The organism is Neorhizobium sp. 2083, from assembly GCF_031455615.1.
GTDB lineage: Bacteria > Pseudomonadota > Alphaproteobacteria > Rhizobiales > Rhizobiaceae > Neorhizobium.
Genome location: NZ_JAVDTC010000007.1, coordinates 187,803 through 210,564, shown reverse-complemented (window position 1 = coordinate 210,564; position 22,762 = coordinate 187,803). Strand labels below are relative to the sequence as shown.

Annotated in this window: 20 protein-coding genes; 14 read left to right on the top strand and 6 right to left on the bottom strand. The window is 62.3% G+C overall.

Annotation, left to right across the window (positions count from 1 at the left end):
• Positions 1 to 2: 2 nt before the first annotated feature.
• The 3 genes from ligD (J2X76_RS24920) to J2X76_RS24910 are packed head-to-tail and all read left to right on the top strand — an operon-like array spanning position 3 to position 4,065.
• Positions 3 to 2,639: a DNA ligase D gene (gene ligD / locus J2X76_RS24920; protein ID WP_310220157.1), complete on the top strand. Its 2,637-nt coding sequence runs from the start codon at positions 3 to 5 to the stop codon at positions 2,637 to 2,639.
• A gap of 27 nt (positions 2,640 to 2,666) precedes the next feature.
• Positions 2,667 to 3,581, top strand: coding sequence for a hypothetical protein (locus J2X76_RS24915; protein ID WP_310220155.1), 915 nt, complete (start codon positions 2,667 to 2,669; stop codon positions 3,579 to 3,581).
• Complete coding sequence (locus J2X76_RS24910) at positions 3,556 to 4,065, top strand: DUF4334 domain-containing protein (RefSeq protein WP_310220154.1); 510 nt, start codon at positions 3,556 to 3,558, stop codon at positions 4,063 to 4,065. The genes J2X76_RS24915 and J2X76_RS24910 overlap by 26 nt, the downstream gene beginning before the upstream one ends.
• A 134-nt stretch (positions 4,066 to 4,199) precedes the next feature.
• On the opposite strand, the gene ligD (J2X76_RS24905) is transcribed toward J2X76_RS24910, so the two are convergent.
• The 3 genes from ligD (J2X76_RS24905) to J2X76_RS24895 are packed head-to-tail and all read right to left on the bottom strand — an operon-like array spanning position 4,200 to position 6,961.
• Entirely contained in the window at positions 4,200 to 5,243 is a 1,044-nt protein-coding gene (gene ligD / locus J2X76_RS24905; RefSeq protein WP_310220152.1) for a non-homologous end-joining DNA ligase, read from the bottom strand.
• Entirely contained in the window at positions 5,240 to 6,049 is an 810-nt protein-coding gene (locus J2X76_RS24900; RefSeq protein ID WP_310220151.1) for a Ku protein, read from the bottom strand. Before J2X76_RS24900 ends, ligD (J2X76_RS24905) begins: the two co-directional genes overlap by 4 nt.
• A gap of 15 nt (positions 6,050 to 6,064) precedes the next feature.
• Positions 6,065 to 6,961 (bottom strand): Ku protein, encoded by an 897-nt coding sequence (locus J2X76_RS24895; RefSeq protein ID WP_310220149.1) that lies wholly within the window; start codon positions 6,959 to 6,961, stop codon positions 6,065 to 6,067.
• A gap of 199 nt (positions 6,962 to 7,160) precedes the next feature.
• Here J2X76_RS24895 and J2X76_RS24890 point away from each other — a divergent pair, with 199 nt between their 5' ends.
• The 4 genes from J2X76_RS24890 (at position 7,161) to J2X76_RS24875 (ending at position 13,030) form a co-directional block, all read left to right on the top strand.
• Positions 7,161 to 7,337 carry a hypothetical protein gene (locus J2X76_RS24890; protein ID WP_310220148.1) on the top strand — a complete coding sequence of 59 codons (177 nt, stop codon included), beginning with the start codon at positions 7,161 to 7,163 and terminating at the stop codon, positions 7,335 to 7,337.
• A 233-nt stretch (positions 7,338 to 7,570) separates the two neighbouring features.
• Complete coding sequence (locus J2X76_RS24885; protein ID WP_310220147.1) at positions 7,571 to 8,332, top strand: ImuA family protein; 762 nt, start codon at positions 7,571 to 7,573, stop codon at positions 8,330 to 8,332.
• Entirely contained in the window at positions 8,253 to 9,767 is a 1,515-nt protein-coding gene (locus J2X76_RS24880; RefSeq protein ID WP_310220146.1) for a DNA polymerase Y family protein, read from the top strand. The genes J2X76_RS24885 and J2X76_RS24880 overlap by 80 nt, the downstream gene beginning before the upstream one ends.
• Complete coding sequence (locus J2X76_RS24875; protein WP_310220145.1) at positions 9,767 to 13,030, top strand: error-prone DNA polymerase; 3,264 nt, start codon at positions 9,767 to 9,769, stop codon at positions 13,028 to 13,030. The genes J2X76_RS24880 and J2X76_RS24875 overlap by 1 nt, the downstream gene beginning before the upstream one ends.
• Before the next feature lie 103 nt (positions 13,031 to 13,133).
• On the opposite strand, the gene J2X76_RS24870 is transcribed toward J2X76_RS24875, so the two are convergent.
• The 3 genes from J2X76_RS24870 to J2X76_RS24860 form a co-directional block, all read right to left on the bottom strand.
• Entirely contained in the window at positions 13,134 to 14,156 is a 1,023-nt protein-coding gene (locus J2X76_RS24870; RefSeq protein ID WP_310220353.1) for a nucleotidyl transferase AbiEii/AbiGii toxin family protein, read from the bottom strand.
• On the bottom strand, positions 14,149 to 14,742 hold the full coding sequence (locus J2X76_RS24865; protein WP_310220144.1) for a DUF6088 family protein: 594 nt from the start codon (positions 14,740 to 14,742) through the stop codon (positions 14,149 to 14,151). Before J2X76_RS24865 ends, J2X76_RS24870 begins: the two co-directional genes overlap by 8 nt.
• A 132-nt stretch (positions 14,743 to 14,874) precedes the next feature.
• Positions 14,875 to 15,084, bottom strand: coding sequence for a hypothetical protein (locus J2X76_RS24860; protein WP_310220143.1), 210 nt, complete (start codon positions 15,082 to 15,084; stop codon positions 14,875 to 14,877).
• Between the two features lie 602 nt (positions 15,085 to 15,686).
• On the opposite strand from J2X76_RS24860, the gene J2X76_RS24855 reads away from it, so the two are divergent.
• The 7 genes from J2X76_RS24855 (at position 15,687) to J2X76_RS24825 (ending at position 22,722) form a co-directional block, all read left to right on the top strand.
• Complete coding sequence (locus J2X76_RS24855; RefSeq protein ID WP_310220141.1) at positions 15,687 to 17,618, top strand: ParB/RepB/Spo0J family partition protein; 1,932 nt, start codon at positions 15,687 to 15,689, stop codon at positions 17,616 to 17,618.
• A 70-nt stretch (positions 17,619 to 17,688) separates the two neighbouring features.
• A complete protein-coding gene (locus tag J2X76_RS24850; protein ID WP_310220139.1) occupies positions 17,689 to 17,871 on the top strand; it encodes a hypothetical protein in 183 nt (60 codons plus the stop codon).
• A gap of 309 nt (positions 17,872 to 18,180) precedes the next feature.
• A complete protein-coding gene (locus tag J2X76_RS24845; protein WP_310220138.1) occupies positions 18,181 to 19,065 on the top strand; it encodes an N-6 DNA methylase in 885 nt (294 codons plus the stop codon).
• A gap of 292 nt (positions 19,066 to 19,357) precedes the next feature.
• On the top strand, positions 19,358 to 19,612 hold the full coding sequence (locus J2X76_RS24840) for a type II toxin-antitoxin system Phd/YefM family antitoxin (protein WP_310220137.1): 255 nt from the start codon (positions 19,358 to 19,360) through the stop codon (positions 19,610 to 19,612).
• Entirely contained in the window at positions 19,612 to 20,037 is a 426-nt protein-coding gene (locus J2X76_RS24835) for a type II toxin-antitoxin system VapC family toxin (protein ID WP_310220136.1), read from the top strand. Before J2X76_RS24840 ends, J2X76_RS24835 begins: the two co-directional genes overlap by 1 nt.
• Before the next feature lie 463 nt (positions 20,038 to 20,500).
• On the top strand, positions 20,501 to 21,355 hold the full coding sequence (locus J2X76_RS24830) for a DUF932 domain-containing protein (RefSeq protein ID WP_310220134.1): 855 nt from the start codon (positions 20,501 to 20,503) through the stop codon (positions 21,353 to 21,355).
• Between the two features lie 1,046 nt (positions 21,356 to 22,401).
• Positions 22,402 to 22,722 carry a DUF736 family protein gene (locus J2X76_RS24825; protein ID WP_310220132.1) on the top strand — a complete coding sequence of 107 codons (321 nt, stop codon included), beginning with the start codon at positions 22,402 to 22,404 and terminating at the stop codon, positions 22,720 to 22,722.
• Positions 22,723 to 22,762: the final 40 nt, after the last annotated feature.

Genomic DNA, 22,762 nt, shown 5'->3' with positions numbered 1-22,762 from the left:
CCATGGCCGACAATCTTTCGAAGTACCGCGCCAAGCGTGATTTCAAGAAGACCAGCGAACCGAGCGGGGAAGCGGGCGTCAAACCATCGAACCGCCGGCGGTTCGTGATCCAGAAGCACGACGCCACGCGGCTCCATTATGACCTCCGGCTCGAGCTTGATGGCGTGTTCAAGAGCTGGGCGGTGACTAAGGGACCATCGCTCGATCCGCATGACAAGCGACTGGCGGTCGAGGTCGAGGACCACCCGCTCGACTACGGTGACTTCGAAGGCACGATACCCAAGGGTCAATATGGCGGCGGCACGGTGATGTTGTGGGACCGCGGCTACTGGGAGCCGGAAGGTCGCAAGTCGCCCGAAGAGGCCCTGAAGAAGGGCGATTTCAAGTTCACGCTCGAGGGAAAGCGGCTGCACGGCAGCTTCGTCCTGGTTCGAATGCGCAATGACCGCGATGGCGGCAAGCGGACGAATTGGCTGCTGATCAAGCATCATGACGATCATTCGGTCGAGGAAAATGGTGCGGTGATCCTCGAGGAAAACGCGACCTCGGTCGCTTCCGGCCGCAGCATGGAGCAGATCGCCGAGGGCAAGGGGCGCAAGCCGCGGCCGTTCATGATGGCGAATACGGATATCGAGGCGGACGCCGTCTGGGACAGCAAACATGGCCTGGCCGCCAACGAGCGCAAGAAGAAGACCCGCAAAGATGTCGCGAGCTCCGCCGCCGCCGACCTGCCGGATTTCATTGAGCCGCAGCTTTGCGACAGGCTCGATCGGCCACCGGCCGGCGACGATTGGCTGCACGAGATCAAGTTCGACGGCTATCGGATCCAGATACGTGTCGCCGATGGCCAAGTAACGCTGAAGACGCGCAAGGGCCTCGACTGGACCGCGAAATACCACGAGATCGCGGACGCGGCGTCCGAACTGCCCGATTGCATTGTCGATGGCGAGATCTGTGCGCTCGATGAGAATGGCGCGCCCGATTTCGCAGCACTTCAGGCTGCTCTATCTGAAGAAAAGACCGGCGATCTTGTTTATTTCGCGTTCGACCTGCTGTTCGACGGCGGCGAGGATTTGCGGTCGATGCGGCTGATCGAAAGAAAGGAGCGGCTGCAAAAACTTCTCAACGATGCCGGTGACGATCCTCGCATCCGCTATGTCGAGCATTTCGAGTCCGGCGGAGATGCCGTGCTGCGCTCCGCCTGCAAGCTGCATCTCGAGGGCGTCGTCTCCAAGCAGATGGATGCGCCCTATCAATCCGGCCGCACCGACACTTGGGCAAAGTCCAAATGCCGGGCCGGCCATGAGGTGGTGATCGGCGGATATGCCAAGACGAATGGCAAGTTCCGGTCTCTCGTGGTTGGCGTCCACCGCGGTGATCACTTCGTCTATGTCGGTCGGGTCGGAACCGGCTACGGCGCGAAGAAAGTTGACATGCTGCTGCCGAGACTGAAGGCGCTGGAGACAGCGAGATCGCCGTTCACCGGTATCGGAGCGCCGAAGAAGCAGGCCGAAGTTGTCTGGGTAAAGCCCGAGCTTGTCGCCGAAATCGAATTCGAAGGGTGGACTGCCGACGGCCTCGTGCGCCAGGCAGCGTTCAAAGGCCTGCGTGAGGATAAGCCTGCGAAAGAGGTCGAGGCCGAAAAACCGGCGCCGCCTGTCAAGACGGGAACGGCTGAACCTGCCGCGGCCGCCAGACACAAGCCAGTTCGTCGCAAAGGCGCGAAGGCGGAGGTGATGGGCGTGCTCATCTCGAACCCCGACAAGCCGCTCTGGCCAGACGCCGGCGACGGCCAGCCTGTTACCAAGGAAGATCTCGCCCGCTACCATGAAGCCGTCGGCGCCTGGCTCATCGAGCATATCAAGGGCCGGCCATGTTCGATCATCCGCGCACCGGACGGCATCGGCGGAGAACAGTTCTTCCAGCGCCATGCGATGCCCGGGACCTCCAATCTTCTCGAGCTGGTGAAAGTCTTCGGCGACAAGAAGCCCTATTTGCAGATCGACAGGATCGAGGGGCTGGCGGCGATCGCTCAGATCGGCGGTGTCGAGCTGCATCCTTGGAATTGTGAGCCCGGCAAGCCGGAGGTGCCCGGCCGTCTGGTTTTCGACCTCGATCCCGGTCCCGACGTGCCGTTTGCGACCGTGGTGGCAGCCGCCCGCGAGATGCGCGACCGGCTCGATGAGCTCGGCCTCGTCAGCTTCTGCAAGACGACGGGCGGCAAGGGCCTGCATGTCGTGACCCCGCTTGCCGTCAACAAGCGCAAGCCTCTCGCGTGGGCGGAGGCCAAGGGCTTCGCGCATGATGTTTGCCTTGAGATGGCGCGCGACAATCCCGACCTCTACCTGATCAAAATGACCAAGAGCCTTCGCGGCGGCAGGATCTTCCTCGACTATCTCCGCAACGACCGCATGGCCACCGCCGTCGCGCCGCTCTCACCACGCGCCCGCCCCGGCGCCACCGTATCGATGCCGCTCACCTGGACCCAGGTGAAGTCCGACCTGGATCCGAAACGGTTTACGCTCCGCACGGTGCCGACGCTGCTTGCCAAAAGTTCGGCCTGGCAGGATTATTGCGATGGCGAGCGGCCGCTGGAGCAGGCAATCCGGCGCCTCGGAAAATCAAAGCGGGCAGCGTGAGCAGGATACTGGCCCGGACCATGACCGATGAACGAAGAAACAAGCGACCAATCCCCCACCTCCGCCCGCATGGGTGCGACGACCGATCTGCCGCATGACCGAATAACAGTCGCACGGTTTCGGAAGGCGTTCCCGCGCGCCCGGTGGAGCGACAGGCTGAACGCGTGGTTCGTGCCGGGCCGCACCGCTGAAAAGCGCATTAGCCGCTGGCTGGCCGAGATGGAAGCTCAGGCCGACGCCTTCGCCGACGAAAAGGGCAGGGATGCCTTCGCCTTCGAACCGATCAAAAGCCGCTATCTCGAAGCAGCTCCCACGGCATTTCAGATCCGAACGCCCTATTCTCGCGCGACCGTCGACGAAATCCGCGAAATCCCTTATGCCCGATGGGTTGACGATCGCCGCCTTTGGACCGTGCCCTACCGCTCCATCGACGAACTTCGGCAGCGCTGGCCGGCAATCGAGGCGGCGGCTGAGCGGAGCGAACCGGAAGCCCGCCGCGCTCGGCGCGAGGCTATCAAGGGTACACAAGAAGAAGAGGCCTCCAAGGCGAGGGCAAGGGAACGCCGGCGGAAACGTTATCCTGTCCACGCTAATGACCCGCCTCCTCTTGATCGTGCGGTCGGCACCCATATCGGCATCGTCTTCTTCACCGGCACGGACGGCGAGCTGGCAGACCCGCCAACCGTCACTGAATTCTACTTTCCGGCTGCCGAGAGTGAGGACTATGTCTGGGCATCATGGCGATCGGGCTCGCTCGAAGAATTGGCGACGACCTGGCCGGCGCGAACACCGCCGACGCAAAGCGAGCGCGACCGCGGCTGGTGGATGCCTGATCTGGAGGAGTTGCGGATTGCTCGGCGCGACGCCAAATCCAGGCAGCGGGCACAAAAGCGCAAGCAAAGGGGCAACGCATCCAGTGAGAGACCAGCAGGCAATCCTTGAGCAATTCCGACGCTTGCCCCCGATCGAGCCGCGCGAATTCGTCGGCTTGTGGAAAGGGCATGGCATACCGGCGGGGCATCCGTTCGACGGTGTCCTGGAAAATCTCGGCTGGTTCGGCAAGCGCTTCACGCTCAATATGCGGGCCGACGCGTTACTGTTCCAGTCGGGCGGACACCGGCTGGTCGCCATCGATCCGAAATGGATTCCGCTTGGCCTCGCGCTGCGCTTCCATCATATCGGCCGCACAAGGGTGGCGAGAAACCTGTTTTCCTATCTTCAGCGCCGACTGCGGGCGAGGGGGCCGGTGGCGTCTCTGAAAACGATGGCGTTTGGCGGCGCCGAGAGCGCGGCAATGGTCTATGACGACCAGCCGATCGTCGACTATTTCCGGCGGATCGATGCCGAAAGGATCATGGGCGCGATGGCGATCAAGGGTGACGAGCGGATCTACTTCTTCGAACTTCAGTGTGTCGACGGACCTTGAAAGCCGGGCAGCCCGTCATCATCTATCGCTCACCACCCGTATCGATGATCGCTTTGCCGAGCAGCCTGTCTGCCGCGCGTGGTCGTCCGGGTCCGACAGGGCGCTCCCCGCAAGGGTCGAGCGCCCTGTGCTTTTCAGGCACTTGGCTTGTCGTCTATGTTGAAGACCGCGGCATTGTCCTGGACTTCGCGGAGTCCCTTGTAGGAAGCATGACGCAAACTGCCGTCATGGGTCCATCCGCGAAACTCGATCTCAGCAATGAGTGTCGGTTGGGCAAAGACCAGGTTCTTGCCTTTGAGCGGCACGGCCGCCCGCTTGGTCTTCAGTTTGTCGAGCATGCTGCGTAGTTGTTCGGCGTCCTTGGCGTTGAACCCAGTGCCGACCGAGCCGACATAAACCCAGTCATGCCCCTTGCGAGCAGCGAGCAGCAGGCTGCCGACCCCACTGCGCGCAACTGTCGACTGTTCGTAGCCGACGATCATAAAGCTTTCGCTTTGGACGCATTTGATTTTCAACCAATCGCCGGTGCGGCCGGAGCGATAGGGCTGATCCCGATGCTTGGCGATGATGCCTTCGAGCCCCATCGCGCAGGCATTCGCCAGAAGCTCTGTACCATCGCCATAGACTTCTTCCGACAGCTGGATCGCGCCGGTGGCGCCATCGAGAAAATCTTCCAGCAGGTGCCGGCGGACCGAAAGTTCCGTTCCGGTCAGATCGTGGCCATCGAAATAAAGAAGGTCGAAGGCGAAAAACACCGACTCCGCCGACGAGCGTTTGCCACCGCGCCCACCGAGCGAGCGCTGCAGCGCCCCGAAATCCGAGCGCCCCTCCTTGTCGAGCACGACCGCCTCGCCGTCGAGGATGGCGGTGCCGACACCGAGCCTCCTGGCCGCCTCGGCGATGGCCGGAAAACGGTCGGTCCAATCGTAGCCGCCGCGGGTGATAATCCGCACACCCTTCGGCTCGATGTGGATCGCCAACCTGTATCCGTCCCACTTTAGCTCGAATACCCAATCCGGACCTTTCGGTGGTGCCTTTTTCGATAGCGCCAGGCACGGCTCGATACGGTCGGGCATTGGATCGAACGGAAGATGGGGCTGCGCTGGATCGCGCGGTCGGGCCGGCTTGGATTTGGCAACAGAATCGTCCTGCAGCAGCGGTTTGGCACGACGACTCATTTGCCGGCCCGCTGTTCGGCCGCGACCGACTTCTTCAGGGCATCCATGATATTGACCACATTGTTCGGCGGAGCCGATGGCGCGGATTTGCCCTTGGCTTTGACGGGTTTCTTCAGGGACTTCTTCTTCGCGGCAATGATATCGAGCAGCCGCTCCTGGACCGGATCGGCCACCATCTTCGGGCTCCAGTCCTTCGTCTGCTTCTTGATCAGCTGCTGGACCAGCGGCATCATTTCGGAATCCGCCTTTTCGTCGCCGATCGACTCGAAATAGCTGTCTTCATCGCGGACTTCGTCTCCATAGCGCAGCGTCCACAAGACGATACCCTTGCCGCGTGGCTCGAGCATGACGGCGCGTTCGCGTCGCGAGATCACCAGCCGCGATATGCCCACCATGTCCTGCGCCTGCATCGCATCGCGAATGACGGAGAAAGCTTCCTGCCCGACTGGATCATTCGGGGAGAGAAAATAGGGCGTGTCGAGCCAGATCCACTCGATGCTGTCGCGCGGCGTGAACGTCGAGATGTCGATCGTCTTGGTGCTCTCGAGCGCGACGTTCTCGAGCTCCTCGTCCTCGAGGATGATGTATTCGTCTTCGCCACGCTGATAGCCCTTGACCTCATCCTCGTCCCTGACCTCCTTGCCGGTGATCGAGTCCACATAGTGGCTGACAACCTGGTTTTGGGTCTGGCGATTGAGCGTGTGGAAACGGACCTTCTCGCTTTCGGAGGTTGCCGGCATCATCTGCACCGGGCAGGTAACGAGCGAGAGTTTGAGATAGCCACGCCAGTAGGGACGTAGAGCCATGGCACGTTCCTCCGATTAGCCGGCCCGTCGCGTCGGCGCCACCGCCTGCTTCGATTTCGCGGCGGGCTTGGCCGCCTTCTGGCGGCCGGTGCCTCGGTTGGCGTTCGCCGCCGTCCGCTTTGGTTTCGTCTCCTTGGCGCCGATGCCGGCGCTCTCGCGCAGGGCCTGCAGCAGGTCGCTGGGCTTAGACGCAACCGGAGCTTTCCGCTTCGGCAGGGCGCGGCCCTCGATCTTCGCCTTCACCAGTTCGGCGACAGCGGCTTCGTAGCGGTCATCGAAAGCGCTGGCGTCGAAGCTGCCCTTCTTGGTGGCGATGATGTGTTCGGCGAGCTCGAGCAATTCGGCTTCGATCTTCAGGTCGGGCAGCTCTTCGAACGCCTTTTCCGACGAGCGCACCTCGTAGTCGTAGTTCAGCGTCGAAGCGATCAGTCCTTTCCCGTGCGCCCGGATGAGAACGGTGCGCAGCCGGCGGAAGAGCACCGTCCGGGCGATAGCCGCGACCCCTTGCTTCTTCATCCCGTCGCGGAGGAGCAGGAAGGCATCCGTGCCCATCTTGTCGGGGGCCAGGTAATAGGGCTTGTCGAAATAGGTGGTGTCGATCTGCGAACAGGGAATGAAGGCTTCGATCTTCAATGTCTTGTTGCTTTCGGGCACGGCCGCGACGACTTCCTCAGGCTCGAGCACGACGTATTGGCCGTTCTCGACTTCATAGCCTTTAACCTGGTCCTCGCGCTCAACCGGATCCCCGGTTTCGCTGTCGATGAACTCACGTTTGACCCGGTTTCCGGTCTTGCGATTGAGGGTGTTGAAGGCGATGCGCTCTGACGAGGAAGCCGCGGTGTAAAGGGCCACCGGACAAGAAACCTCCCCGAACTTGATATACCCCTTCCAATTGGCTCTTGGACCCGCCATGACACCGACACTCCGGACGCAACTCAAGCGGTTCAAGTGATTCGGCAGCGAATCGTTCCGAGTCGAAACGAATCATTTTTCAATGACTTAGCTCTATCAGGCTGCGCGTTGTGCGAGTCCTGCCTAGACTCATGATTCCATGCATCTTTTAGGGCCGGCGCGCGTTTTTTGGGTGGAACAACCCCAAAGGAGTCCTGCCATGAGCAAGCGTGAACTGCTCGATACCGGCACCGATAAACGCTACGTCCGCCGCGACAAGAAGGGCAGGTTCAAGGAAAGCGACGACGTTTCGCGGTCGCTCTCCACCGACGCGCGCCGCGACGCGAAGCACGAGGGCAAGCCTGGCCAAGGCGACAAGGGTGACCGCAAGCACTGATGTTGCAACGTGCCGCGACCCCGTCCGAACCTCAGACGCGGACCGCTTCCGCCGTCGCGTGTGAAAAAATTCCCAATTCGGGCATCGGATTGAATCCGTTCATGGAATCGTTCTAGCCCGATCCGCGCTCAACTTGAGCGCGTCCGGTGTGCATTGACTCGTTTTTTCTTTGAGAACAAATAAAGAACATATCGCGTTTCCTCAAGTCCAAAACGGGTGCCGTTAAGGAGATCATGACTACAGCCATCGCCACTTCGAATGCCGTCCTCGACGAGTTGCGCGAGAAAATCGCCAGCCTTGAAGGAGCGGGCTCGCGCCGGCGCAGCGTCCTGCCGTTCGGGGTTGGCGATGTCGATGCGCGGCTGCCGGGAGGCGGTTTGGCCTATGGCGCGCTGCACGAAGTCGCCGGCGGCGGTAACGGCGCGATCGACGGCGCGGCCGCGGCGCTCTTCATCGGCGGTATCGCAGCCCGGACCACCGGCAAGGTGGTCTGGTGTCTCACCCGCTTCGATCTGTTCTTTCCAGCGCTCGCCCAGGTCGGGCTTCATCCGGATCGCGTCATCTTCGTCGAATGCGACAGGCAAGAGACCGTGCTCGAAAGCTTCGAAGAGGCCTTGCGCTATGGCGGCCTCGGCGCCGTCGTCGCCGAACTGGTGCGCCTGCCGATGACGGCATCGCGCCGGCTGCAGCTTGCGGCGGAAAAGTCCGGCACATTGGGCCTGGTGATCCGCCGATGGCGGCGCCAGACGGAGGCCTCCGATTTCGGCATGCCAACGGCAGCTGTAACCCGCTGGCGGATCTCGGTGCTGCCGTCCGAGCCGCTTCCCGTCCCGGGCGTGGGTCGCGCGCGTTGGCTGGCCGAGCTCATGCGGGTCAGGTCAGGTGAGGGAGGAGAATTCATTATCGGAGCATGTGATGGCAAGGGTCGTATCTGTCTTTCTCCCGACGCTGCCGACCGACCGGATCAGGCGCGCCGATTCTTCGCTCAATCCTGACACGCCGCTGGTGGTGATCGCCAGGAGCGGGTCGAAGCGATGGGTGGCGGCGGCCGATCAGGCAGCTGCCAAACTGGGCTTGCGCGTCGGCATGCCGGCCGCCAAAGCGCAGGCGCTGGTCCAGGGATTGTCGATGATCGACGCCAATCCGGCGGCCGACCTCGCGACACTCGAACGGCTGACGCTTTGGGCCTTGTCGCAATATTCTCCTGTTGTTGCCATGGATGCTCCTGATGGTATCGTCATGGATACCGAAGGCGCCGATCATCTGCAGGGCGGCGAGGACCTGATGCTCTCCGGTCTCGTCAACCGCTTCCGCATCCGCGGTCTCGCCGCGCGCGCGGCGATCGCCGACACTTGGGGCGCTGCGCACGCGCTTGCCCGGTCAGCGGATCGCGAGACCGTCATCATCCCGCGCGGCGACACCGCCAAAGCGGTCAATATTTTGCCACTATCCTTACTGCGGCTGCCGGCCGAGATCGTCGGGAGCCTCCGAACCCTCGGCTTCGCCACCGTAGGTGATTTGGCAGTGACGCCGCGGGCGCCGCTGACGCTGCGTTTCGGGCCTGAGGTCGGCCGCCGCCTCGATCAGATGTTCGGCCGGCTCGCCGAGCCTATCGAGCCGATCCGGCCGGCTGATCTCGTCGAGGTCCAAAAAACTTTTGCCGAACCGATCGGGGCACCGGAGACCATCGAGAAATATGTGAGCCGTCTGGTGCGGCAGATCTGTCTGGAGCTGGAGAAGCGTGGACTCGGCGTGCGACGGGCCGATCTCATCGTCCACCGCGTCGACAACACGATCCAGTCGCTCCGGGCAGGCACCGCCAAGCCTGTCCGCGACATCCCCTGGCTGACGAAACTCTTCCGCGACCGGATCGAGAAGATCGAGCCGGGCTTCGGCATCGAGAAGCTGAGCCTCGCGGCAATTATCGCCGAACCGCTCGTTGAGTCGCCGTCGGCCTCTTCCCTGATCGAAGAGCAGATCACCGATGTCACGCCGCTGATCGACGTGCTGGGAAACCGCGGCGGCCAGCGCATTTTCCGCGTCGCGCCGGTGGCAAGCGACGTGCCTGAGCGCAGTGTCCGGCGGATCGCACCGACGGCTGACGAGGTCGGCGCCACCTGGCCGCTCCATTGGCCGCGGCCGTCGCGGCTCTTGCCACATCCCGAAGCGATTGAGGTGATTGCGCTCTTGCCCGATCATCCGCCGGTTTCCTTTACCTGGCGCGGCAAGCGGCGCCGGGTAAAACGCGCCGACGGCCCTGAGCGTATATTCGGGGAATGGTGGCAGCGCAGCTCCGAATGGGTTGCGGTCCGAGACTATTTCGTCGTCGAGGATGATGCCGGCGAGCGCTTCTGGATTTTCCGCTCCGGCGATGGCGTCGACGCCGACACCGGATCGCGCAAGTGGTTTCTGCATGGATTGTTTGCCTGATGCGCTACGCCGAGCTGCAGGTCACCACGCATTTCTCGTTCTTGAAGGGCGCAAGCTCGGCGGAGGAACTCTTTGCCACCGCCAAGCTCATGGGCATCGAGGCGCTCGGCATCGTCGACCGCAACAGCCTTGCCGGCATCGTTCGGGCGCTCGAAGCCTCGCGCGCCACCGGCTTGCGGCTCGTCATCGGTTGCCGTCTCGATCTACAGGACGGCATGTCGATCCTTGTCTATCCCACCGACCGCACCGCCTATTCGCGGCTGACGCGGCTTTTGACCTTGGGCAAGGGCCGCGGCGGCAAAGCCAACTGCATCCTGCATCTTGAGGATGTCAGGCTCTATGCCGAAGGCCTGATTGGCATCCTTGTGCCGGATATGCCGGACGACGCCTGCGCCGTACAACTGAGGAAGATGGCGGAGATTTTCGGCGATCGCGCCTACGTATCGCTCTGTCTGCGCCGGCGTCCCAACGATCAGCTGCGGCTGCACGAGCTGTCGAATCTGGCGGCGCAGCACCGGGTGAAGACGGTCGTCACCAATGACGTGCTGTTTCATGAACCCGGCCGGCGGCAGCTGCAGGATGTCGTCACCTGCATTCGTACCGGCACGACCATCGACGATGTCGGCTTCGAGCGAGAGCGACATGCCGATCGCTACCTGAAGCCGCCGGAGGAGATGGCGCGTCTGTTTCCCCGCTATCCGGAAGCGCTGGCACGCACGATGGAAATCGTCGCGTGCTGCAGCTTCAGTCTGGAGGAGCTCGTCTATCAATATCCCGAGGAAGCGCTGATCTCTGGCATGACGGCGCAACAATCGCTGGAGCACTACACCTGGGAAGGCGTGAAGACGCGTTATCCGGAGGGCCTGCCGGCGCATGTCGAGAAGACGATCCGCCATGAACTCGCTCTGATCGAGACAATGAAATACGCCCCCTATTTTTTGACGGTGTTCTCGATCGTCCGCTATGCCCGATCGCAGGGCATTCTCTGCCAGGGCAGGGGATCGGCGGCGAATTCCGCCGTCTGCTATGTGCTCGGCATCACCTCGATCGACCCGGATACCAATGATCTCCTCTTCGAGCGCTTCGTGAGCCAGGAGCGCGACGAGCCGCCCGACATCGACGTCGATTTCGAGCATGAGAGGCGGGAGGAGGTCATTCAGTGGATTTACAAGACCTACGGCCATGATAAGGCGGCCCTCTGCTCCACCGTGACCCGCTATCGCGCCAAGGGCGCCATTCGCGACGTCGGCAAGGCGCTCGGCCTGCCCGAGGATCTGATCAAGGCGCTTTCCTCCGGCATCTGGTCCTGGTCGGAAACCGTCGGAGAGAACCAAGTGCGTGCTCTCGGCCTCAATCCGAAGGATCGGCGTCTCGCCTTGACCCTTCGGCTTGCCCAGCAGCTGATGGGAGCGCCACGGCATCTCGGCCAGCACCCGGGTGGGTTCGTCCTCACCCATGACAGGCTCGATCATCTTGTGCCGATCGAACCGGCGGCGATGGCCGACCGCCAGGTGATCGAATGGGATAAGGATGACGTCGAGGCGCTCAAGATGATGAAGGTCGATGTCTTGGCCTTGGGCATGCTGACCTGCATGGCAAAGGCCTTTGCCTTTATCGCCGAGCACAAGCATCAGGATCTCGACCTCGCCACGATCCCGCAGGAAGACGCGGCGACCTATGCGATGATCTGCAAGGCCGACACGCTTGGCACCTTCCAGATCGAGAGCCGGGCGCAGATGTCGATGCTACCGCGGATGAAACCGGAGACCTTCTATGACCTCGTCATCCAGGTGGCGATCGTCCGCCCCGGACCGATCCAGGGCGACATGGTTCATCCGTATCTCCGCCGGCGCGAAGGCAAGGAGAAGGTCGAATACCCGACGCCCGAGCTGGAGGCGGTCTTGCACAGGACACTGGGCGTGCCTCTGTTCCAGGAGTCGGCGATGAAGATCGCGATGGTCTGTGCCGGTTTCACCGGCGGCGAAGCCGACCAGCTCCGCAAATCCATGGCGACTTTCAAGTTCACCGGCGGCGTCAGCCGGTTTGAGGACAAGCTCGTTTCCGGCATGATCCGCAACGGCTATTCACCAGAGTTTGCCAAGCGCACCTTCGGTCAATTGGAAGGCTTCGGTTCCTATGGTTTCCCCGAAAGCCATGCTGCCAGTTTCGCACTGATCGCCTATGCCAGCAGCTACATCAAATGCCATTTCCCGGATGTCTTCTGCGCCGCTCTCCTGAACTCGCAGCCGATGGGATTTTATGCGCCCGCCCAAATCGTTATCGATGCGAGGAAACACGGCGTCGAGGTGCGATCGGTCTGCATCAACCGGTCGCGTTGGGACTGCACGCTCGAGGAGGTCGAAGGCACGGACCGACATGCGGTACGGCTCGGCATGCGGCTGGTGCGCGGCTTGGCAACCGCCGACGCCGCGCGCATCGTCGCTGCGCGTGCCGACGAGCCCTTCGCATCGGTGGACGACCTGTGGCGCCGGTCTGGTGTGCCGGTCGCTTCCCTCGTCGAGCTCGCCGAAGCCGACGCGTTCCTGCCATCATTGCGGCTCGAACGACGCGATGCGCTCTGGGCGATCAAGGCGCTCCGCGACGAGCCGCTGCCTCTGTTCACCGCCGCGGCCGAACGCGAGGCGCGGGCGATTGCCGAGCAGCGGGAGCCGGACGTCGAGCTCAGGCAGATGACCGACGGGCATAACGTCGTCGAGGATTACAGCCATGTCGGCCTGACACTGCGGGAGCACCCCTTGAGGTTCCTGCGGGCCGATCTCGCCAAGCGCAGGATCGTCACTTGTGCAGAGGCGATGACGGCGCGGGACGGCCAGTGGCTGATGGCGGCCGGGCTGGTGCTGGTGCGCCAGCGGCCGGGTTCGGCCAAGGGCGTGATGTTCATCACCATCGAGGACGAGACCGGCATTGCCAATGTCGTCGTCTGGCCGAAGCTGTTCGAGCGCTCGCGCCGCGTGGTGCTCGGCGCCAGCATGATGGCGATCAACGGCAGGATCCAGCGCGAAGGCGAGGTGGTTCACCTGGTCGCCCAGCAGCTCTTTGACCTGTCGGCCGATCTGTCGGGGCTTGCCGGGCGGGACGGATCATTCCGGTCGCCGACCGGCCGCGGCGATGAATTTGCCCATGGCTCTCCCGGCAGCCCGGATTCGCGCGAAAAAGCGCCTCCGGGGGTTCGGGCGAGGGACATGTTCACGCCGGATCTTCATATCGATACGCTGAAGATCCGGAGTCGGAATTTTCAGTAGATTTGCTCGGTCCTCAAATTATGAAATAGATCGTCGCAAAGCCACACCCGTCGACGAGTCAACCAATAGCACTGAGCCAGTGAGGCAGTCCGCCTGTAATCGGCTATTTCGACGTGTCGGCTTTGTTGGCGCGCGCCTGAACTTGCGCGCATCGCTCGATCAGGTGCTCGAACGGCTCGGCATCGCCGAGCAGCAAACCGTCGTCGACCATGCGTGCGTAATCTTCGTCGAGCGCGCGGAGACCTTCTCCGGATGCTGCAAGAACCAGATTGCCGTTGACGGCTGCTGCGTAGTCGATGGGCGATCGGTCGGCCGCCTTCTCCGCGAAAAACATGGATTTGTGTTTCGCTACGGCATTGGCTAGCTGCCGGTCCGCAAATGCTTTGTCGGCGAAGCCGGCATCGTCCAGCCGGACGACGTCATGCCAGTGGCGGGCAAAACGATCTCCGCGGAGGCGCTCCTGCAGGCAGAAGACATGGATCGCGGTCGCTTTCTCCCAGAATGTCCGCTCCGCGTGCATGACGCGCGGGCTCGCTTTCGGAAATTCGACACCGTCGACCTGACCCGACGCGTCGCACTCGACATCGCGAATACTGGCTGGCTCGCCGGTGGATCGGGCTCCGAATTCGAGCATGACGCTCGGTGCGACATAGCCGGATCCGCTGCTCACCGCTTCATAGTCGAGGTAGAGCGTATCGTCCTCGAGGCGGATTGCCGCCGGAAGAGATTGATCGCGTAGCGCACCGGCGATCACCGGCTCCACTGAGGCCGCCACCCAAATCGGAAGCCGCTTTCGCACCTCGCTGGTCCAGCGTTTCTCCTCGCTGCGGGTTTTCGGCAGTGCTTCGTCATTGTCGCCGACCAAGTCCGGCGCCAGGGCGCGGATATCGTAGGTCAGGTCGACATCCTCGGAGAACCTTTTGATGACCCCATAGGCTTTCGAAAGCGAGGTGCCGCCCTTGAAGACGAGATGCTCGCCAAGCCTGGAGGAAAAGAGCGTCTGCAGCGTCCAGACGACCCAGACATCCTTTTCGAGCAGATGAATGGGCCGTCCGGTGCGGTCGGCTGCCACAGCCAAGGCTTCGCGCCGGTCATCCTTTGACAAGGTCAGGAACAGATCAGCCATGCGCAGCCTTTCCCACGCTTCTTGCAAGCCAGGTCGGGAACTGCGGAGCCGCCGCCACCAGCTCGCCGAACGCGTCCGGGGGCAGCTTTCGCTTGATCCGCGACAGTGCTTCATCGGCCTTCTCCGGTCCAAGCCAGGCGAGCGCACGGACCGCCACGCCGGCGGGCCGATCGGCCAAGGCCAGTTGCCAGCGCGGCACGTGCTTGAGTTCGACCGTCTGCTGTCCAAGGTTCATCGTGCGGCTGCGGCCGGATGTCAGGTAGACGGAGCGAACCGGGACCTGTGTTGTCAGCCCCAGGGCATTCGCCGCGGCGGCGCCGTTTGAGACGATGACCTCGCCGCGCTGCTGCGCCACTGCCTCCACCGCCTGTTCGACCGTCGGCGGCCGACTGCCAAAACGGCTTTTGACGGGCCGCATATAGATACCGCGGCCGGCCCGGACGAGCTCGCCGCGCTCGGCCAGTCGCGACAGGGCCTGGTCCAGCGCGGCACGATTTCCGAGATGCAGAAAGCCCTTTGCCGAAAGCGCAGATCCTTCCGGCAGTCGTTCAGCATGTCCCATGATTTGCGATGTCAGCTTTTGCACGGCTTTTCTCCTGTCAGAAATATATGCAAGTTTCTGACAGTTTGCAACGGGAGCGAAAGACGACGGCGCCGGACCGTGCTGACCAAAAATTATATCGAAATATTGGTCAGTGGCCCGCTGTCGCTCTGAAAATCACGACTCATCTACCAGGCCATCAAACACTTCCACCATCGCATCGCTGATGGCCTTGCCAAGCGCGGCTGCGGTTTGCGCCAGCGCCTCCTCGTCCATATCGCGAGCGGCCATCGCAAAAGCAGCCCCCTCGGACGTTACGATTTCTCGCGCCCGTGCAATTGCCCAAAGAGCGAAGTCGCTGCGGCTGCTGATTTCCACGGTTTCCATGTTCTCTCCTGATTTGTTCAAGGGGATGGCTTATACCGATTTGCCGGACAATGCGGTCTGAAGACTGAGCCTGAGAACCAAGTTCGATTTGTCTCTTGAGCGCATCCCCCAAGGGAGCGTGCTCTATTGCGCCGCGCCCTGTCGCCGCTTCGCCTAGACCAGGCACGACTCCACCGAACCCCGAAGCGGGTTTCGGCCCAGGCGGGTTACGATCACATTGCGCGGCCCGCCAAGGCAGGCGTGGACGAGATCGGGAGGGCGCCGGTGCGCCCGCATCTCACAAGGAGCATCCGCATCGGGGCGGATGCGCTTCTGCACCGTGACATTGCCGCTCTTACGATAGGGCGTAGATCAGGCCAATGGGAAAGCGCGCCCGAGGGCGCTGTCGGCCGTTGAAAAATAGGCTTTCACCGCTTCGCGCCGAACCTTCCGATTTTTCCCCGTCCGACCCATGACCGGATCTTCGCCCTACCGGGAGCGGGCTTACGCCCCCTCCCTTCGTCCCGAGGACGTGCGGGCACGTCCTTCGGATCAAAGGAAGAAGGCTTCGCCCACAGCGGGTTTTTAAGGCCCGAACCAACGGGAAATCAGGAGATTGAGCCATGACCACCACTGTCATCATTGAATTGAACAAGCTGGACGCCGACCCCAGGAACGTCCGCAAGACATACGATCCTGCAAAAATCGCGGAACTCGCCGCCAATATCGACGCGGAAGGCGTCCTGCAAAACCTCGTCGTCAGAGCCGGCGAGAAGCGGGGCCGCTATTATGTGACTGCTGGCGAACGCCGGAGAAAGGCCCTGCTGCTGCTGCTGGAGCAGGGCAAGATCGCCAAGAACCATCCGGTTGAATGCAAGGTGCGCGACGGTGCCAACGCCACGGAAACCAGCCTGTCGGAAAACATCTTTCGCGAGGACATGCACCCGGTCGACCAGTTCGAGGCTTTCTCGGTCATGGCGGATGGGGGCAAATCCATAGCCGACATCGCAGCCCATTTCAGCGTCACCGAAATCATCGTGCGCCGCCGTCTGGCGCTGGCGAAGGTATCACCCAGGCTGCTTGAGCTTCACCGTGACGGGGCGATGACCTTCGAGCAGCTTTCCGCCTTCACCGTTTGCGATGACCATGAGCGGCAGGAACAGGTCTGGGACAATCTGCCGGGGTGGGATCGTCACGCCCATCGGATCAAGTCCAATCTCGTCACCGGCGAGGTTGCCAGCACCGACCGGCGCGTAAAGTTGATCGGCGGGCTGGACGCCTATGAACAGGCAGGCGGTGCTGTGCGCCGCGATCTCTTCGATGATCAGGGCGGCGGCTACGTGCTTGATGTCGCATTGCTCGACAAGCTCGCTTCGGAGCAGTTGGACGCCGTCGCCTCGCCCTATCGCGAACAGGGGTGGAAATGGGTGGAGACGGCATTCGCGCGCCCGGACTGGATTTTCAATATTCCGCGCATCTACCCCGAAGAGGTTGAGCTCTCCGCCGAGGACCAGGCCGACCATGATGCGCTCGTGAGCGAGCGTGACGAACTGGGCGAGCTGATCGACAACGATCTTGCCGACGATGACGCGGAGCAGCGCGTCGCGGAAATCGACAAGCGCTTGGATGAAATCTCCAAAAAGACGGAAGCCTATCACCCGGACGACATGGCGCGCAGCGGCGTGATCGTGTTCGTCAACCACTCCGGCAAAGCGGAAACCGCGATCGGAATCGTCAGGGAGGAAGACGAACCCGAGGAAACGGCAGACGACAACAACGACGGAACGGGAGGCGGCGAGGCCGTCGCCGTCGGCGCAGGAAGCAGCGAGGCCGAGGAAAGAAGCCCGAAGTTCACGCACCCCCAAGCGCCGATCGAGGTTCTCACGGCGAAGAAAACCGCTGCCTTGCGTGTGGAACTGGCGCACAATCCCGATGTGGCCCTGGCCGCCGTCGTCCACGCGATGCTGTTGCGTATCAGTTATGGCGGGCTTGTGTCCGAGCAAAGCGCCCTGCAGGTGACGCTCACCCATGAGCGCATGGGCAAATGGATCAAGCAGCCGGCAGATTGTGCAGCCTCGGTTGCCTTCGAGAACCTGCAGGAGAATTACGGGCACAAAATCCCCGGCAATCCTGCAGACCTGTTCGACTGGTGCCTTGCGCAGAGCCGCGAGGAGCTTCTGTCGCTGCTGGCTTATGCCGCTGCGCATGCCGTCAACGCGGTAGAGGTCAAATACAGCGACCGCCGGAACGGTATCGAACAGGCAAACCAGCTTGGCCGCGCCCTCAAGGTCGACATGACGGACTGGTTTGAAACGACCGCCGACAGCTATTTCAGCCACATCAATCGCCGGGGGATCGAACAGGCCGTTCTTGAAGCGCAGGGACCGGACGCCGCCCTTGCGGTTTCGGCTGCATCCAAGAAAGCTGAGGCTGTCCTGGTCGCGGAACGCAGAATCAAGGGTTCAGGCTGGCTCCCAGCGCCCGTTCGGATCGCAGCCGATCCGAACGGGGAAGCCGAGGCCGAGGCACAATCCTTCCCGATGGCAGCGGAATAATCCACCGCAGCCGCCAGCCGGTCGCGCCTCTCCAGCGCGGCCGGTTCCTCCCTCTCAGACGAACAATCCGATGTGCGATCAAACCTCCGATCCTACGCTCGCCGCCGAAGTCTGCTGCAAGTTGATCAGCGCCTACCTTGCCGGTCATGAAGCCGTGAAGTGGAGCGATGTGCAGGACGCCCTGAGCGCTGCCCTCAATGCTTTCGATCTGCCGGAAACCCCTATCGCCGAATTGGCAGAGCGGGACCGATAGCGCGCTGAGCGCCCGCCGCGGCGTCGATTAGCGGCGGGGCTCATGGACCTTCCATCCATTCTTGAAGGGCAGGGCAGAAGGCTCGGCCCTCTCTCCCCAAACACCGTTCCGCCCCCGTTCCCGCGACCTGAAGGCAGGATACGCCTGCCTTCGGAAAATCGGAGCCGGCTTCGCGGATCGATCGAGCGTCGAGCCATTCCATGAACAATTCCCGCCTCAAAACAATCGTCAAGCTTTTCCGAGAGTTGCCGTTACAAGCACGACCTCTATTCGGTGTTTTCCGATTGGTGCGAATGTGCTGCCATCGCCATGAGCAACGCCGTCGATCTCGGGCAATTCGAGGGGCGAGAAGCCCGATATCTCGAAATCATCCGCAAGTATGACCACGCCACAATGGAGACGTTCGCCCGGATCATGGGGGAGGTCACGATGGCGATGGAGGACGGGCCGCAAGATATTCTGGGGGCAACGTTCCATGCGCTCGAATTGCACAACAAGGCGCGCGGGCAATTCTTCACACCCTATCCCATTTGCCGGATGATGGCGCAGATGCTTGCCGGCAGCAGAGAGGACATAGGAAAAATCATAGAGGAACGCGGCTTCCTGACTGCGCAGGAACCCGCCGTTGGAAGCGGCGCTATGATCGTCGCCCTGGCGGAGGCCATCAGGGATGCGGGTTTCAATTACCAGCAACGCCTGCATGTCACCGCCGTCGATATTGACCGGCGCGCCGTCCACATGGCCTACATTCAGTTCTCGCTTCTGCATATTCCCGCAACCGTTCTGGTAGGCGACAGCCTCGCCGTGAGGTTTCACGAGGAATGGCACACGCTGGCCCATATCATGGGCGGCTGGAATGCGAAGCTCCGGAGAGTCGAGGGGCAAGGGAAGGGGGCCGCGCCGCCGCCCTCGCCCGAAGCGCCCGGCATTGACGGGGCGCAGCCTGTCAGATCGCGCGCCCCCGAACCAAAGGAACCGCCCATTAATGTCGAAAAAACCGGGCAGCTCAGACTTTTTGGATTTTCACGGCAGGATTTAGAAAAGTCCTCGATTGCGCCAAGGCCGGCGCAAGCCGACGTCAGGCCGATACCGACGCCGATTTCCTGCCCCGAGCCGCTATCGAAGCGGCGCGGGCAGGTGCGAGGGGTGCCCCCTGGCGCCCCACCCCTCGCAGCTCCCCACCCGCCCTCATGAAAACGGAGCGCAAGGAACGGGGGCGGTCGATCCCGCTTCCCCTTCGGGCCACTTTGTTGAAGCTCCTGCGGCTACCCTTTTTCCGCTCCTTGCGCGTCGAGAATTCCCGAAATCCCGGCCGGCGGCCGGCGCTATGCTGATTTCTCCGATATTCTTCATCTCTGTAGGATCGCACTCGCCGACCGCGGTCGGGCAGCTTGCGACCGGTGTCCCGCGCGCGCCGCTGCATCTTGCAATTCCAGCAAACGCGGATTAAATGTGGTTACGTAACCACGAGTCTTGGAGGCTCGCCATGACCGTCACCACGCTTTCAGGTCGAGAACTCAATCAGGACCTTGGCCGCGCAAAGCGCGCCACCAAGGATGGGCCTGTGATTATCACCGACAGGGGACGGCCTGCGCATGTGCTTCTGTCGTTTGACGAGTACAAGCGACTGACTGGAAAAATGCGGACGCTCGGCGACATGCTGGCAGCGCCTGGGGCTGATGACGTCGACTTGCCGCTCCCGCAGCGCAGTGAACATGCCCAACCGGTCGATCTGTCCTGATGCTGTTGCTCGATACCAATGTCGTGTCCGAACTGCGCAAGGTTGCGAGCGGCAAGGCTGATCCCAATGTCGTGGTCTGGAACGAAACCGTCGATCCGGCCGAGACGTTCATTTCCTCCGTCGTCCTGCACGAACTGGAGATTGGCGTTCGGCTGGTCGAGCATAATGATGTCGCCGCCGGGAAGGTGCTGCGCAACTGGCTGGAAAATACCGTTCTCACTGCGTTTTCCGGCCGTGTCCTGCCTTTGGATGAGGCTGCGGCCGTTCAGGCCGCCCGGTGGCATGTGCCCAATCCCAAACCGATCAACGACGCCTATATTGCGGCGACAGCCTTCACGCGGCGTATGACGCTGGTCACGCGCAATATCAAGGATTTCGAGGGTATGGGAGTGGCACTTGTGAATCCGTGGGGTCTGCAGGCATAGCATCCCTGCGCTTCCACTGAGATCGTTCGCTCTGCGTGGGTCATCCGCTCGTTGAGCCGACCGCGCTCTATGCCGATGGCATGGAGCCGTCTTTCTGTCGTCTCCACCGATCCCGGTCACGATCGCTTGTCCAGCGGTCGCTGACGCACCCGGCTAGGAGGCCCGTTCCGGGCCGCTTCCGTTAGTTCGCCCCATGACATCGCCGGCCGCCCGGATCAAGGGGCAGGCGCGGCAAGCCGCTTGTCGCGCCGGAAAAAAGCGGCTTTCCGCCTCCGGCCGAACCTTCCGTTTTTTCCCCGTCACGACCCCTTGACCCGAACAACCGCCGCCGAGGGGCGGGCTTTCGCCCTCCCCCCTCTGTCCGGGGGAATGTCAGAGGCCATTCCCCCGGACAAGACCGGGGAGGCTTCGCCCGAGGGGGCTTGCCCTTCGGGGTGGCAACGGGAAATCTTGGAGACAGACAATGAGCATCTACACCGAGACCGCACGTTTCGACACGGGTCGGGCGCTGAGTGAAACCGAAATGCGCCGAATCGCCCCCTCCATCTTCGCCGTGACCGCCCACGAGAGCCGGTCCGAACGGTTCCAGCCCATTCCAACCATCGAGATTCTGCGCGGCCTCATGCGGGAAGGGTTCATGCCGGTTGGCGCGAAACAGTCGCGCAGCCGCACCGAGGGCAAAGCCGACTTCACCAAACACCTCATTCGCATGCGCCGCATCGACGATGGCAAGGTTTATCATGTCGGCGACACCGTCTGCGAAATCCTCCTCAAGAACGCCAATGACGGAACCAGCGCCTACGAATTGATGGCCGGGCTTTTCCGCGTGCGTTGCATGAACTCGCTGGTGACGCAGACCGGCACGATCGATGCGATCAAGGTGCGCCATTCCGGCGACGTGCAGCACAAGGTCATCGAGGGCACCTATCGCGTTCTCGGCGAGGCCGAACGCACCCTTGCCGCTCCGCAGGACTGGTCAACCCTCAAGTTAAACCGCGATGAAAGGGATATTCTCGCAGACGCCGCCCACGTCCTGCGATTTGGGGACGGCGAAGGCGAAACGACGACGCTGATCAAGGCCGAACAATTGCTCGTTCCCCGCCGTCATGATGACCGCGCCGATGATCTGTGGACGGTCTGGAACGTGGTGCAGGAGAATGCCGTCAAGGGCGGATTACGCGGCACTGGTCGTGACGATCTCGGCCGCCCGCGCCGCATGAAATCCCGGGCCGTGAACGGCATCGATCAGGACATCAAGCTCAACAAGGCGCTTTGGCTGATCGGCGAGAAGATGGCGGCGCTGAAAGCTGCAAGGTGACGGTTCAAGCAGCGAGCGCCGTCGGCACAGGGCGGCGCAGCTTCCATTTTCATCAAAGACGACCGGATCGAGTGGGTGAAGCTGCTTTCCTGCCCGAGCCGCTATCGAAGCGGCGCGGTCAGGCGCGAGGGGTGCCCCTGGCGCCCCACCCCTCGCAGCTCCCCACCCGCCCTCATGAAAACGGAGCGCAAGGAACGGGGGCGGTCGATCCCGCTTCCCCTTCGGGCCACTTTGTTGAAGCTCCTGCGGCTGCCCTTTTTCCGCTCCTTGCGTGTCGAGAATTCCCGAAATCCCGGCCGGCGGCCGGCGCTATGCTGATTTCTCCGATATTCTTCATCTTTGCAGGATCGCGCCGTGCTCGTTTCACGTCGCGCTGGCGCGATCAAAAGGACAGAGTCTGCGCGTGAGCGCTGTCCGAAATCGTTTCCCAGCCGCAGCGCCGCCGGGCGGCGCGACCGCGGCCGGAGTGAGCCCGCGACAAATGCTATTGCATTTGCGCTGAGGCGAGCGGAGCAGGCGGAGGAAACCCGCGCTCCCATATAGCGCCGTAGGGTTTTCCGGAGCCTCGTGGGAAACGACCACCTGACCTCCACCTATGTTGAAGATCGTTCCTTCTGTTCGGGCCATCCGCTCGCCGAGCGGATCGCGCTCAATGCCGATGGGCACGGTGCCGGCCTTTGGCCGGCTCCGCCGATCCCGGTTACGATCGCTTGTCCAGCGGGTGATTTGCACCGGGCGATGAGGCCCATTCCGGGCCGCGTCTGTTTGTTTCGCCCCTGACATCGCCGGCCGCCCGGATCAAGGGGCAGGCGCGGCACAGCCGCTTGTCGCGCCGGGAAAAAAACGGCTTTCCGCCTGCGGCCGAACCTTCCGTTTTTTCCTCGTCACGACCCCTTGACCCGAACAGCCGTCGCCGAGGGGCGGGCTATGCCCTCCCCCCTCTGTCCGGGGGAATGTCAGAGGCCATTCCCCCGGACAGACCGGGGAGGCTTCGCCCGAGGGGGCTTGCCCTTCGGGGTGGCAACCGCATCCAACGGAGACAGACAATGACCGACTACGCAAATTTCATCCGCTTCGGTGAGAACAACACCCTTACCGGCAACATCGCTTCCATCTCCTACGACCTCGACATAACGGGCAAGGAAAACCGCAGCACCAATCCCGATGCGCCGGTTTACCGCCTCTTCGCAAAGTCCCCGAGGGGTCGGCATGTCGAAATCGGTGCGGTCTGGCAGAGGAAGAACCAGAGCGGCGGCGACTACTACAGCCTTTCCATCAACACCGGCCATGGGCGGCTCAATGCCAATTTGGGCCGTTACCCCGGTCAGGACGAAGAGGACCTGATGGCTGTCATTCCCTGGGATTGAGCCAGCGATTGGAACATCGGTCTCGCCCGTGGGGATAGCT